Here is a 14153-nt window from a genome sequence, read left to right as displayed (position 1 = left end):
TTAGGGTATTACCAATATTTATACTTAGCAAAAATACTTGCAGAAAGACCTTATATTAAGTTCTGTAAATGTTACACTAAAACCTATCCAATGACGGATGTCTTTACTAAAATTTAAACTGTATCAAGTTATGAACAAGATCGTCAGATTACACTACCGATCCCCAGAAAATTGCGATTAACTTGACGTAGTAATAAATTAGGTTCTGACTTAAGTGGCTAATTAGGTATTACATTATATCGCAGTCAGAACGCGATTTTTCCGGTAAAGTTCGTTGCCACGTTGTATATATTCATCAAAAAGATGAATAGCCTCAATAACACAGGGGATTAACCATGAAGGTATATGATAATACCACAAAAAAGATTTTTCTGGTAAGCTGGGTATCAATCAATCAAGCAGAGACTAGTGACCATAAAGTAACCCAGCTAAACCGTTCTGTTTCCAAATCTTACTGGAATATTCTCCAACCCCTACGGCAGCGTGTAGATAGCATTCAAGTCCGCGATCGCCAACTAGCTCACCGCTTGTGCAAACTGATTCCATCTCAGTGTCCATTTGAGCGAGATGTGAAATTATTTGGGAAAACCCTGTTTCACATTCCGCCCATGTGCAAGCTCAACCCCTTATATGAAGAAGTGGTTGGTTTACGTTTCCGAGCAATGTGCTATCTAGCGGACGAATGCGGCGAAGATGTGTCGCAGTACTGCTGAATGCTGGGGGAAAAGTTACGAGTCAGGAGTGAGGAGTGAGGAATTAAAACTTATAACTCCTAACTTCTAACTTTTAACTCCTAACTATTTTTCTACTATTTTTTTTGCCATTTTTGGATGGCATCCTGAGCATCTTCGTAAGTGGCTGTCTCCTCTGGTACTAAAGCAGCGGTCGCAATTGCGGCATTGCTATCTCCTTCGGCGGCGCGACGCTTGGCCAGGTCTAAAATTTTCTCACTCCATTTATTGATCGATTTTTGGGCAGTATCGAAGCCTGGTTGATCTGATGGTACTTTCTTAGCAACTTCGATCGCCCGATTGTAGGTAGATGCCTGTTCGGACTTAATTAAGGCATTAGCTGCATCTAAAAGAGTTTTGTTAGTCACATACTGCTTCCCCTCTAGCCGCCACAGGTTGATTACTGCTTGTGCCTTGGCATAGAGGGCTTCATCTTTGGTGATTAATCGTGCGGCAGCAATAGCGCTAGCATACTGTCTTTGTTTAGCACGACCCTCTGCTAAATCTAAAATCATCCGGCTCCAAATCTTAATATTCTCCTGAGCTTGCTCGTACAGTGGTTCACCGGGTTGAATTTTCCGGGCTGTAGCTATCGCCAAGCTCAAATCGCTAGCCTGAGTTTGTCTGAGCGACATTTTCGCCAAGTCTAATACTGCTTGATTTCGCTTTTTCGACTCGGAACTAGAAGTTATTTGGGCGCTAGATTGGTTTTTGAGTCTAACTGGTGGAGTGCGATCGTTTGGTAAATTCTGGATAACCTGGCGATCACTAGCAGTAGCATTAGGTGATGTGTTTGATATTTGCTTAATTCTAAAAGTTTCTTGATTACGGAGAAAAACTACGGCCATTAAACCTGCTACCAGTAGGCTGCCTCCGCCCCACAAGATAAACTGTTTCCAAAAAGGGATACTTGGCTGATTCGATGGCAATCGAGAGACGTAACCTTTGGAGGAATTGGGGATAAATCTTCCCCTTGTATTCACTCCTAAAGAAGTTTCCGGCATTGGCTGGGAAACTAAGCTAGTAGCTGACTCCTGGACTGGTTGACTCTTAGACTTCTCGATCTTGTGAGCCTTCACCTGTTGGGAGGAGTTCACAGTAGCTTCTCCCCATCTGCCCCGCTCTGCTGAAGTTTTAGGGTAATCGTCGAGGGGAGGAGCCGCAAGGGCAACAGCAAAGGATTCTTCCGGATAAATCACCGGATTTGCTTCAAAGTCGCTTTCCATTGCCAATTGTGGCAAGATTACCTGTGGTCTTGATGGAATGATCGTGGCAGGGTTTTGGACAGGACGCCAGTGATGTTGACATAATTTTGGCATCAGCAGACTCAGGTAGCTTTCTAAATCTGCCAAGTTGCTGCCATTACCAGAACGCAAAGCTTCTAATAAAGCTGCTGTAAAGAATCCGTGACCTAGTTCGCTACTTTCATGGGAAAATTGCTCTGGTTGGCAAGAAAGAATTGTAGCGAGTTGTAGTTCTTGGGCTAGTTCTATTGTTTCTTCGCCAACGGGAGCATCCGCTTGGGTGCCAAAAGCGCGGTTGATATCGAGCAGTAACAATACATTCATCTCAGCAAGTTGGAGACTTTGCATTAGCGATCGCAATTCTATGCCAGTCTCTTGCACGAGTTCGGGGTTGCCTTCCGCTGGCATTAAGTAATCTTTGCCCTTGTAGTTGACCCCATAACCGCTAAAAAATAACCACAGATAATCTTCTGGTTGCCAACTTGTCGCTGCCAAATCCTCAAGCAGCAGTAAAATATTCTCCTTTGTTGGGTAAGTTGACCTATCCTCAATGGGCGGCGAAGTATCTGTCATGACTAGACAGTGTTTGGGGACAAAACCTCCCTCTGTCACCAAAAAATCCTCTAGTGCCTCAGCATCTGCTTGGGCACAACTTAAAGGTTGAAATAACTGATATTGATTGATGCCAATCGCGATCGCCCAGTAATTTGCCATCCCGCTCTTTGTCAGTTATTGTTTGCTGGTCTTAAAATTGCGGTCGGCTTTGCCAAAAAAACAAAGCTAACCGATGTTTTATGTCTAGGTGATTCTGATCGAATCTTAAGTTAGAATGTAATTTTTATTACGTCAATAGACCTGAAAATACTCTCACCTAATTTCAATAACAGATCATCACTAAGGAGATAGAAGGTCATGAGCAAGATTTCTGCTCACCTACCATCATCGATCACTCCCTTTTCAGTTATTAGCCAGATTGCCAGAAGAATCCGGATAGTTCCTTTAATAATTTTGCTCATATCTACCGCTCCTGCGTGGTTTTTGACGGAAGCGCTCGCACCTCAGGTTGTGCGAGCTTACACCGCTAGAGTTGATCTAGCTATTGACCGCCTGCCGGAAGAAAACTATGAAACCGTTCTCACCAGAGCAGAAGCAGCCGCTAGGGCAGCTGCTCAACGAAGTTTCGACCAAGATATCTTGGTGACAGATGTTTCAATCATTGTGTCCGTACAAAATTATGGCGCGATCGCACCAGTTCTGACATTAGAAGTCAGTCGTCCCCAATGGCGATCGCGCCCCGATGCTCAAAATTGGGCCACTTACTTCAAAACTGCGCGATCGCTACTTTTCTTTGAAAATAGCTCTAATCCAGTTCCAGCAGCTAGCGGTGTGTCAACCCAAAAATGACGGGTTGAGCTAGACACAAAGACGCAAAGAGGTCAATCTTAGAATTCCCTCTGTCCCAGTGTCTTTGTGTCCTAACTTCAGTCTCAACCTCTCAATTCAACTTACCTGTTGTCCTTGGCGACAGTGGATGGCCTAGAATAAGAAGGTTGTCAAGAATCGCGATATCTGCTGACATGGCTGTTCCTAAGAAGAAAACTTCTAAATCAAAACGAGATAAACGTCGAGCTACCTGGAGGCACAAAGCCGTCGTCGAAGCTCAGAAAGCTCTATCTCTGGGCAAGTCGATCTTGACTGGACGTTCTACATTTGTGTATCCAACTGCTGAAGAAGAGGAAGAAGAATCATAATTCCCCAGTCAGGAAAAGCATGAACAGCACCGATAAATTTGATTGGCAATTAAATACCAATTAAGCTTCTTACCATTGGATAAACGCTTTTTCTTAGCTTTTCTGATTGCATTATGGATCATAGATCCTCTACACAAGCTGATTAAATCGAGAAAAGTTGGTAGTGAGTAATTGGGAACATCCATTACCCATTACCGATCATTCATGAATAATGATCAAGTAATCATATAAAGAGTAAAACATCTGGTGCTGTTGGCAACTCAGCAAAAAAGCTTGTAAATACCTTGAGAAAACTTATTTTTCTCCAACTATGCTAGGAAAATTTTTTCACAAACCAGGGAAGGAAGAGGAGGAACGCGTCCCTCCTGGTCAACACTTGGCTAAAGGTTTCCCCGTATTAACTTACGGTGCAACTCCCCAAGTCAGTACTGAGGAATGGGAGTTTCGAGTTTGGGGTTTAGCAAAATCTGCTACTTTTAGTTGGTCAGATTTTATGGCGCTACCTCAACACGAATTTACAGCAGACTTCCACTGTGTAACGCGCTGGTCTAAACTCGATGTCAAATGGACTGGCATAAAAATGACAGATTTCATGGGTCTGATTGAGCTAGACCCGAAAGTAGCCCACATTATGGAACACTGCTACGGCGGCTACACTACCAATATCTCTGTAGAAGATTTTATGCGCGAAGAAAACTTCTTTGCCTTTAAAGTCTTTGGTGAAGACCTTCCATCTGAACACGGTGGCCCAATGCGGCTAGTTGTGCCCCACCTCTACGCTTGGAAAAGTGCTAAATGGATTAATGGTTTAGAGTTTTTAGCTGGTGAAGAACTTGGTTTTTGGGAGCGCAATGGCTACCATCGCCGTGGTGAACCTTGGGCTGAGGAGCGTTACAGCAATGCTTTTGGGTTTTAAGAGTTAGGAGTTATTCAATTTTGGATTTTAGATTTTAGATTTTTCCTTCAATCCAAAATTCAAATAACTCATAACTTTTAACCCAGAAGTTTCTTGATTAGCGGCAATTTGCCCTCATAGGGAGCATATCGCCATTTTAAATCTAGCCAGAATGAGTTTTGCAACACACTTTTGTCATGGGAAAAGGTGTCAAAACTAGCTTTGCCGTGATAGTTGCCAATACCGCTATCTCCCACCCCACCAAATGGTAAAGACGAGACACCAACCTGCATTATTGTGTCATTGATACAGACTCCACCAGATGAAGTTTCCTGCAAAACTCGCTTTTGTAGGTTTTTGTTTTGAGAAAATAAGTATAACGCCAAGGGTTTAGGTCTAGAGTTAATCAAGGCGATCGCTTCGGCAATATCAGTATATTCAATGATTGGTAAAATGGGACCAAAAATTTCTTCCTGCATTACAGAATCTTCCAAAGAGACATTATCAATTACTGTGGGAGCGATATAACGCTCTGAAGGTTGATTTTCTCCACCGATGATAACTTCCCCATCTTTGAGAAAGTTAACCAATCTATCAAAGTGTTTTTGACTGATAATTCTAGCGTAATCAGGACTGGTTACAGGATTATCGCCATAAAATTCTTTTAGGCATTTTTCCATCCCATCTATTAAATCTTTTTTGATTTTTTTATCAACTAAAAGATAGTCAGGGGCGATACAAGTTTGTCCAGCATTAATAAATTTGCCCCAAGTAATTCGTCTGACAGTGTGTTCAAGATTAATGTCAGTATCTACAATACAAGGACTTTTACCACCCAATTCTAAAGTAACTGGTGTGAGATATTTGGCCGCTGCTGCCATGATGATTTTGCCGATGGCTGTGCCACCAGTAAAAAAGATATGGTCAAACTTTTCTGCCAGAAGTTTTTGACTTGCTTCAACGCCTCCTTCAACTACTGCAATATAAGCTGGATCAAAATGTTTGGCAAAAATTTCAGTGATGATATGGGAGGTATGAGAAGCGATTTCTGAAGGTTTGATAATTGCACAATTCCCGGCTGCGATCGCACCGATTAACGGCGAGATAATTAAGTTAAATGGATAGTTCCAAGGGCCGATAATTAAAACAACCCCTAACGGTTCTGGATAAATTCGGGCTGAGTAGGAAAAAAAATCCCAGGAAACCGCTGCTTTTTTGGGCTTACTCCAGTTTTGAAGATGTTTTATAGCGTAATCAATTTCCTTAATTACGCCGATTTCTGTAAGGTAACTCTCCACTTCTGGTTTATGTAAATCCGCTTGTAATGCCTCGACTATTGACTGTTCATGCTCAATAATTGCTTGCTTGAGATTTTTAAGTTGTTCAATGCGAAAAGTGATATCTTTAGTTTTGCCAGTTTGAAAAAACTCTCGCTGATTCTGGATAATATTGCCAACGTTAGATAATTCAGTGGTAATCATTGTTTTGTCCTTGCAAAGAGTATTTGTTTAATGCTAGCGCTGCTAAATCAGCATATTTTATTCATCAGATTTTAGTATTTAATTTATAATTGGAATAATTAATTTAAATTATTGGTATAGAATAGGAGAGTTATAAATTATGAATTATTGGGGTAAAAATTCGATAATTCATAATTCATAATTCATAATTTATAATTGCTAATTTTCTCATGCTTTTGTGGGGAGAAGGACAATAAATACACTACCTTTCGCTAACTCCGAATTAAGCAGAATGATGCCTTGATGTGCCTCAACAATTCTCCGAGCAAGGTATAGTCCTAAGCCACTACCAGAAGTCTTGTGGCTGCCTTGGCGAAATCGTTCAAATATGGTGGCTTGTTCTTCAGGGGGAATACCTGGGCCAGTATCCGCTATCTCAATACTAATATATTCAACGGAATTGGATTTTCCCGAAAATTGAGATTGGCTACTTTTGTCTAACTGGCGTTGAGAAGTAAGACGAATAGTCACAGACCCAGAGTCGGTAAATTTGATCGCATTTCCGATAAGATTTGTGAATAGACGATGTAATTCTAAGCGATCGCCTATCACTCTGTTTGTGCTTGACTCCTCAGTAAAGTCTAGATTAATAGATAGTGCTTTGTCTTGAGCTAGAGGTGACAATTCTCCACTTACCTCCTCTAGCAACTGCACCAAGTTAACCGGTTGAAATGCCAAAGTTTTACGACCTGCTTCAAAACGATAAACTTCCAATAAGGTATTGACCATAGAAAGCAGGTTGATATTGCTACGGGCCATGATGGCAATTACTTCCTGCATTTGTGATGATAATGCTCCCAACGCTCCTTGCTGAAATAGCATCAACATGCGATCGGCCGCGACTAAGGGAGTGCGTAAGTCGTGGGTGAGGCGGGAGACAAAATCTTCTCGCTGGCGGGCAATTTCATCACGTTCATCCATACTATGCTTCAAGCGCAGGAGCGATCGCACTCGTGCCAGCAATTCATCTACTGTTACAGGTTTGCGGATAAAATCATCAGCACCCAAGTCTAAACCGTGGGCGACGTTGGGCGCATCGTGGGCAGTGATCAGCAATATGGGGATGTATTGTGGCAATTTCATCTCTCCACGAATGTGCTTGGTGACTTCGTAGCCGTCCATACCTGGCATCATCAGATCCAGCAGAACCAAGTCACAAGGAGAAGCTTTTAATTCTGCCAAGGCCGAAATCCCATTTTCTGCGGTGCTAATCGTGTAACCTTCTTCCTCCAAAATAGTTTTGATCAAAAACACGTTATCAGGAGAGTCATCAACAACCAGAATTTTGTCAGAGCGAGAAGATTGTGAAGTCATATAAATGCAAAGTATGGGGTAAAAGTAAATTTTTGTCAGATGAGCTTTACTTATATCAATTTGTCTCTCAATTTCTTTAATTGACCTTCCACGCAAGAATTATTTACTAGTAATTTGGTATTTAGGGACTGTGGAATTTCCTGCTAAGTTCAGATGGGCTGTGTTTTTTGCCAAATAATAACTCACTAATTGAATTATTGCTGGTAAAACTTTATATCAAGATACAGTAGATGGTAGTAATACATAGGTAGCATTTAATCTAGCGGATCAAGTAGGGAAGTGGAGATAGAATTGCATAGGCGATCGCTCTAGAGTAAAAGTTCCTTCTGAGTTTCTTAGGGGAACATACTTCTTATGGTAGAGTGAGCTTTCCCGTATGTAGGATAGCCCGTGTTTAGCATTCTGCACAATTTGTTTTCAAAATGAGAGCATGAGGAAACCGTTGCCTCCTTCACCGAAACTAGCCACCCGTATCTAAATCGTTCTCTTTTGCTGGCTTTGGCAGAGATTTTAGAGATGTTTTGAGCAAAATCCAATCCAGATAGAGTACAAGAATCTGCATTTTCAGAAAGTGGTTGAGGCGTTGGAAGCTTTTATCCCTCAGCAGCCATGCCCAGATTTTTTCCAGTAGTAGCTTTAGGATAACTTCAACAGATTTATTGATAACTAGGGGGATTAGTGCTTCTAGCATTGCGATCGCCTCAGTTGGTTGACTGAGTTCAATGTCGCAATTTTCTTTTGTGGTTATTTATTTGACTTATAGTGACTTAAATTGATTTGTCTTGACATATCTTGACTAGCCGCAAATCTCTGCAAACGCCAGCTAAACTTAACTCTAAGGCGATTTTATAGTAGGTATATGTCGTTACCACAAGACTTCTTAACGCAACTAGAGCAATACAGCGAATTATCAAACAGAGAAAAGGCAGTCTTTCTGGAAATTTTCAGTAGTGGCAAGAGTCGAGTCCAAGTTACACAAGCACTTAACATCTCTGATAGCAATCTCAGCAGTTGTCTAACGGGGATTTACAAGAAATTCAGTATCAATGGCAGTGGGCCTGTGAAAGAAACCCGCTTGCGAGAGTATCTCGAAAAGCGATATTCACAGCAGAAGGACTACTTTTTTAAGCAAAAAACTGTTGAGACTTATATTGCTGACTTCATTTACAACTTGCGCGATGCTCATATTGAAGCCAAAGAATTAGAATTAGATAGTGAAGCAATTTTGAAGTCTATTGAAGCTCAGAATGGTCTAGTAGTTGAACGAGCAAAGGGCATTTATTCCTTTTCTCACCTAACGTTTCAAGAGTATTTTTCTGCTAGGGAAATTGTTGCTAACTCTGCCTGGAATAGTTTGGTAAAAGATATCACAGAGAGACGCTGGCAAGAGGTATTTTTACTTACTGTAAGCATGATGAGGAAAGCTGATGATTTAGTACTATTGATGAAGGATAAAATTGATGTAATTATCTCTAATGATGAGTATTTACAGGCTTTTTTGGTGAAAATCTATGAAAAATCCTTATCCATAAAATCTAGGTTGAGTTTATCAACAATTAGGTCTTTTTACTTTGAACATCTTCTTTTCTTTGGTTCTGATTATGTACTCGATTCCTTAAACTACAATCTTGCCTCTGCTCTTGGTTTCAATCTTAGTAGCATGGAACTTGAAGAAGAGCTTTTCTTGGATAGTTGCCTTACCGATATAATTGAAATTTCTAACTCAAATCGCCACGAAGCATTAACTTGGATTTTGGAATTAAATATTTATATTCAACCTGAATTACGAAAAGCACTTCAAGATTTACAAGAAGAAATTATTCAATTAGAAAGTCAAACCAATTGGGAAGATGGCAGAGATAATCTGCCTCCTGAATGCGAAATAAAATTAAGAAATTTAGCAATTAAATATAGAAAAATTTGTTACAAATTGGAATTAAGTGATTATCAACATCAATTGTTATCATATTATTATGAAGCTAATAATTTATTGCTAGATTGCCTCAATAGTGATTGTTATGTCAGTCGTGAGGTGAGGCAGGAAATTGAAAATAATTTAATGTTACCGATAAGGGAATTTAAAAATAGTCAACTTCAATAAATATAAGCTCCTGCAATGTTATTGCATCGACTTGCAATGCTAATACATCAGTCTGTTATATTCATGCATCAGAGCGATCGCATTTATTCCTCTGAGGTAATCTTATTCAAAACTTGCTGAAGTTCTGCTGTGGAAAGAATTGCGATCGCACTTTTACCACAAAGTAGGCGATTCTATCTAAAACTTGCTGAAATTCTGCTGTGGAAGGAATTACAATGCCGTTCGCAAAGCGTCTCGTAGAGAAGGCGGTTCGCTTCGCGACCATCGCACTTTTATGAAGCATTTTGAGTACAGATGGTTTTTCTATTCCATTGATAACTTCGACAATAGAGCTTGGCACTTCTCCAAATTGTGTTTCTAGAACTGTAATTATTGCTAAAACTGCTAAACTAATGACTCGCTTTTTATAGCGGTCAAACAAACGGTAATTATATGTGTACATCCGTTCGGCAAATTGGCTGTCATATTGCCCTTGGACTTCCACATGAACCAATACCCAAGCTTCTTCGCCATCCAGTAGCCAAACTTTTGCGACTTTATCAACCAAACGCCGCCTAATTTCTGCATCCGGTTCTAGCTGTTGCAGTTCTGTGTCCAGAAATTCATAGGGTCGCGTCCAGTCGATTTCGGCATAAGCTTGGGTGAAAAAGAATTCCAGAAAGCGGGAAAAATATAGCTCAATGACTTCTTTCCAAGGACTATCGTAATCAGTAAATTGCTCGGTCATGAATTAAAACAAAAAGTACCTCTGCGCCATTGGTAAAACTGTCGCAGGTTCACAAATCAGCAACTCACCATCTGCCCTGACTTCATAGGTTTCTGGATCAACTTCAATGTGGGGTAGTGCATCATTCAGCTTCATATCCCGCTTACTCAATTGGCGTGTTCCAGAAACTGCAACTGCTGCCTTTTGTAAACCTAGCTGGCTGGGAATTTCTTTCTCTAAAGCTGCTTGAGAAACAAAAGTTAATGATGTGGCATGACGCGCCCCTGCAAAACTACCAAACATCGGTCGCATATACACTGGTTGCGGTGTGGGAATACTGGCATTAGCATCGCCCATTTGCGACCATGCAATCATTCCGCCTTTAATCACTATCTCTGGCTTCACGCCAAAAAATGCGGGATGCCACAAACATAAATCTGCTAGTTTTCCCTCTTCTACTGAACCCACATATTGAGCAATTCCGTGAGCGATTGCTGGGTTAATAGTGTACTTAGCAACATACCTTTTTGCCCGAAAATTGTCTGCTTTTTGCTCCGTTCCCTGTGGATTAAGACTTCCTCGTTGCACTTTCATTTTGTGAGATGTCTGCCAGGTGCGAATTATCACTTCGCCTACCCTTCCCATTGCCTGTGAATCGGAAGAAATCATGCTAAATGCACCTAAGTCGTGCAAAATGTCTTCAGCAGCAATGGTTTCTCGGCGGATGCGGGACTCGGCAAAAGCCACATCTTCAGCGATCGCTGGGTCAAGGTGATGGCATACCATCAACATATCTAGGTGTTCATCTAAGGTGTTGACGGTGTAAGGACGTGTGGGATTGGTGGAAGATGGGAGGACATTGGCTTGGCTGCAAACTTTGATGATATCTGGTGCGTGTCCACCGCCCGCGCCTTCGGTATGGTAGGTGTGGATGGTACGGTTATTAAAAGCAGCGATCGTATCTTCCACAAATCCGGCTTCGTTCAGCGTATCAGTATGAATCGCTACTTGTACATCATATTCATCGGCAACACTGAGGCAAGTATCAATTGCTGCGGGTGTGGTTCCCCAGTCTTCATGAAGTTTTAACCCCATTGCGCCGGCGGCTACTTGTTCTACAAGTCCTTGGGGTTGACTGGCATTACCTTTACCCAAAAATCCTAAGTTTACGGGAAAAGCATCAGCAGCTTGCAGCATTCGGTAAATGTTCCAAGGTCCGGGGGTGCAGGTAGTGGCATTTGTACCCGTAGCTGGCCCAGTACCACCACCAATCATCGTGGTAATCCCAGAAGCGATCGCAACTTCAATCTGTTGGGGACAAATAAAATGAATATGGGCATCAATACCGCCAGCAGTGAGAATCATTCCTTCCCCTGCTAAGGCTTCAGTTCCGGGGCCGATAATAATATCTACATTGTCTTGAATATAAGGATTTCCGGCTTTACCAATTTTGAAAATCTTGCCATCTTTAATGCCAATATCCGCTTTGACAATACCCCACCAATCGAGAATTAAAGCATTGGTAATTACTAAATCTACAGCACCATCGGCGTTAGAAATGGGGGATTGTCCCATCCCGTCTCGGATAACTTTACCGCCGCCGAATTTTACTTCATCGCCGTAGGTGGTGAAATCTTGTTCAACTTCAATAAATAATTCTGTATCTGCAAGTCGGATGCGATCGCCTACTGTCGGGCCGTATGTTTCGGCGTAAGCGCGGCGATCCATTCTGTAAGGCATAATGGCACTCGTAGGGGTAGTGTTACTTTGATTATTTTTGAGCAAGTTTAGAGATATTCAGAGGAAATTTTGTATAAATTTATAATTTTGTTGTGCCCGTAGATATAGGAAAATAAATTTTAATAGTAGTTAAAGCGAATTTATAAACGCGAAAATATAGAATGATATTGGGAACATAGGCAGATATAAAACTGAGGTAGAATGTTATCTAAACTGAGAGTTCAGCACTACAAGAGCCTCTTTGATCTCGAAGTTGATTTAAAACCATTAACTGTATTTATTGGATCTAATGGTTCTGGAAAGTCGAATGTTTGTGAAGCTTTATTTGTATTGTCTAATTTTTTGGAAAGATTAATAGCGAATACAAATCATTATGAAGTAATACCTTTTTTTGCTCAATCTTTAATAGCCGTAAATCCAAACCAGCAGAAAATAGAATCAAAATTTTGGCAGGGAAAACAAGATTATCTTTTCTTGGAGGTTAGTTATCTTCCAAATCTAAAAAGTCAGAAATCCAGTTCAACTATATCAATTCATATTGATTATCCACCGCGAATAGTGACTATTAATAATCAAGAAGATTCTGGCGAGATTCGTACTGGAACAAATCCGTATACACAGGAACTAAGAAACTTTTTAGTTTCTAATAATTATTTAGATTCTCCTCTAGCCAAGGCAATCAGAAAAGTTAGTATTTATGATTTTGCCCCAATTAGTCTCTCTAATAATATTCCATCAACTGGTGGAATGGATAAAACAGGACAGGGAATTGTTGATGCTCTAGCTGATATTTTGCTGAGTAATCGTAAAAGTTTTGATGAATTAGAGGAACGTTTAATACGGCTTGTTCCTAATATACAGAGAATTTCTTTACTGCGTAGAGAAGATAGAACTTTTTTACTGGAATTAATCGACAGATATTCTGAACATCATATCCCTGCTTCGGATATATCTGATGGTACACTTAGAATTTTGGCATTTCTAACCGCACTATATCAAGAAAATACCCCCAGTATTATTTGTTTTGAAGAGATAGAAAACGGAGTTCATCCTTGGTTGTTACACAAAATGATGGAATTATTGCAAATAATTTCTACAGAGGGGATTACAGGTAAACCTGTTCAAGTATTAATCACAACTCATTCTCCCGTATTGCTAAATTATGTCGAACCTCAGCAAGTGCGTGCTGTTGAGTTAGACACCGAAGGTAAAACTCAAATTCATGCCTTACCCATTGATTCGGAACGCTTCCAAAAAGCCCTAGAAGCTTATGATGGAGAATTAGGTGAACTATGGTTTACGAATGTGTTTGGAGGTAATCCGGTATGAATCGGGCGATTCGTATTGGGCTAATTGCTGAGGGAGAAGCAGAACTTGGAGCAAGTATTCCCTATATTAAACCAGAAGATGGTGGAAAAGTTATTGAAAGAGATAGAGAAGGGGCACTTCATACCATAATTAGACGAGAAATTAATAATTTGGGATTGCCTGATTGTGATTTTGTACAAAGACATCCATCCATCAGCGAGAGTCCAGTCTTTAAACGGCGTGTAGGACACTCAATTTTAGAGCCAAAATATTTAGCACAGGTGATTATCGCGTGGAAACCTGAAGAAGTTAATATGATCCTAATTGTGGTTGATGCAGATGATAAGCTTCAGCAAAGGCAAATTGACTTGGAACGGGCTTTAAATAAAATCCGTGATAATCACCTGGATGTTAATGAGCAAAAAATTAGCGAGCGCAGTGCAGGAGGTTTAGCGATTAAAAATTTTGAAATGTGGTTGTTGGCAGACACTCAAACTGTATCAAGCATTTTAGGTGTAGAGCTTGAACCTCTGGAAAATTTAGAAGAATTAAATGGTGGAAAAGGTATTTTAGAAAATGCGATCGCACAATCAACATATCTCTCTGAAAATAGTAGCAATCAACGCCCTCTACAAATTCGATGGAAACTTGCTTTTGAGATTGATTTAGCAATTATCAAAAATCGTTGTCCGAATGGATATGCTACTTTTGCACAACATTTAGTTGCGGCTACAACGGTAGTTGTTAAGTAACTTCTCAATAAGCGCTGGAAAAGCTAATAAATGTGTTTCAGGAAGGCGACGGGATGAATCGGGAATGAAGTGGGGTTGCTTTAAGAGCAAA

13 protein-coding genes are annotated in these 14153 nt (G+C 40.6%); 7 read left to right on the top strand and 6 right to left on the bottom strand.

What is annotated here, in order from left to right:
* Positions 1-335 precede the first annotated feature (335 nt).
* Positions 336-713 carry a Mo-dependent nitrogenase C-terminal domain-containing protein gene (locus V7K49_RS00710; RefSeq protein WP_334870291.1) on the top strand — a complete coding sequence of 126 codons (378 nt, stop codon included), beginning with the start codon at positions 336-338 and terminating at the stop codon, positions 711-713.
* A gap of 95 nt (positions 714-808) precedes the next feature.
* Here V7K49_RS00710 and V7K49_RS00705 read toward each other — a convergent pair whose 3' ends face one another.
* Complete coding sequence (locus V7K49_RS00705; RefSeq protein ID WP_334870289.1) at positions 809-2689, bottom strand: caspase family protein; 1881 nt, start codon at positions 2687-2689, stop codon at positions 809-811.
* Positions 2690-2887: 198 nt separating this feature from the next.
* On the opposite strand from V7K49_RS00705, the gene V7K49_RS00700 reads away from it, so the two are divergent.
* The 3 genes from V7K49_RS00700 (at position 2888) to V7K49_RS00690 (ending at position 4642) form a co-directional block, all read left to right on the top strand.
* Positions 2888-3379 (top strand): hypothetical protein, encoded by a 492-nt coding sequence (locus V7K49_RS00700; RefSeq protein WP_334870287.1) that lies wholly within the window; start codon positions 2888-2890, stop codon positions 3377-3379.
* Positions 3380-3552: 173 nt separating this feature from the next.
* On the top strand, positions 3553-3726 hold the full coding sequence (gene rpmF, locus V7K49_RS00695) for a 50S ribosomal protein L32 (protein WP_012407602.1): 174 nt from the start codon (positions 3553-3555) through the stop codon (positions 3724-3726).
* A gap of 310 nt (positions 3727-4036) precedes the next feature.
* Positions 4037-4642: a sulfite oxidase-like oxidoreductase gene (locus tag V7K49_RS00690; RefSeq protein ID WP_335204116.1), complete on the top strand. Its 606-nt coding sequence runs from the start codon at positions 4037-4039 to the stop codon at positions 4640-4642.
* A 77-nt stretch (positions 4643-4719) separates the two neighbouring features.
* Here the strand turns inward: V7K49_RS00690 and V7K49_RS00685 are convergent, their stop codons facing one another.
* The 3 genes from V7K49_RS00685 to V7K49_RS00675 form a co-directional block, all read right to left on the bottom strand.
* Positions 4720-6102 carry an aldehyde dehydrogenase gene (locus V7K49_RS00685; RefSeq protein ID WP_335204115.1) on the bottom strand — a complete coding sequence of 461 codons (1383 nt, stop codon included), beginning with the start codon at positions 6100-6102 and terminating at the stop codon, positions 4720-4722.
* A gap of 207 nt (positions 6103-6309) precedes the next feature.
* Positions 6310-7455 (bottom strand): hybrid sensor histidine kinase/response regulator, encoded by a 1146-nt coding sequence (locus tag V7K49_RS00680; RefSeq protein ID WP_335204114.1) that lies wholly within the window; start codon positions 7453-7455, stop codon positions 6310-6312.
* Between the two features lie 460 nt (positions 7456-7915).
* Positions 7916-8146 carry a hypothetical protein gene (locus tag V7K49_RS00675; RefSeq protein WP_335204113.1) on the bottom strand — a complete coding sequence of 77 codons (231 nt, stop codon included), beginning with the start codon at positions 8144-8146 and terminating at the stop codon, positions 7916-7918.
* Positions 8147-8515: 369 nt separating this feature from the next.
* Between V7K49_RS00675 and V7K49_RS00670 the strand changes: the two genes are divergently transcribed.
* On the top strand, positions 8516-9556 hold the full coding sequence (locus V7K49_RS00670) for an NACHT domain-containing protein (RefSeq protein WP_335204111.1): 1041 nt from the start codon (positions 8516-8518) through the stop codon (positions 9554-9556).
* Between the two features lie 106 nt (positions 9557-9662).
* Here the strand turns inward: V7K49_RS00670 and V7K49_RS00665 are convergent, their stop codons facing one another.
* Both V7K49_RS00665 and ureC read right to left on the bottom strand, forming a co-directional pair.
* On the bottom strand, positions 9663-10283 hold the full coding sequence (locus tag V7K49_RS00665) for a hypothetical protein (RefSeq protein WP_335204110.1): 621 nt from the start codon (positions 10281-10283) through the stop codon (positions 9663-9665).
* Between the two features lie 3 nt (positions 10284-10286).
* Positions 10287-12002, bottom strand: coding sequence for an urease subunit alpha (gene ureC, locus V7K49_RS00660; RefSeq protein ID WP_335204109.1), 1716 nt, complete (start codon positions 12000-12002; stop codon positions 10287-10289).
* Positions 12003-12203: 201 nt separating this feature from the next.
* Between ureC and V7K49_RS00655 the strand changes: the two genes are divergently transcribed.
* Complete coding sequence (locus V7K49_RS00655; protein WP_335204108.1) at positions 12204-13331, top strand: AAA family ATPase; 1128 nt, start codon at positions 12204-12206, stop codon at positions 13329-13331.
* Positions 13328-14062, top strand: coding sequence for a hypothetical protein (locus V7K49_RS00650; RefSeq protein WP_335204107.1), 735 nt, complete (start codon positions 13328-13330; stop codon positions 14060-14062). Before V7K49_RS00655 ends, V7K49_RS00650 begins: the two co-directional genes overlap by 4 nt.
* Positions 14063-14153 lie beyond the last annotated feature (91 nt).

The organism is Nostoc sp. (assembly GCF_036919675.1).
Classification (GTDB): Bacteria; Cyanobacteriota; Cyanobacteriia; order Cyanobacteriales; family Nostocaceae; genus Nostoc.
Note: the sequence above shows the minus strand (reverse complement) of the source record. Positions and strands in the feature narration are given on the sequence as shown.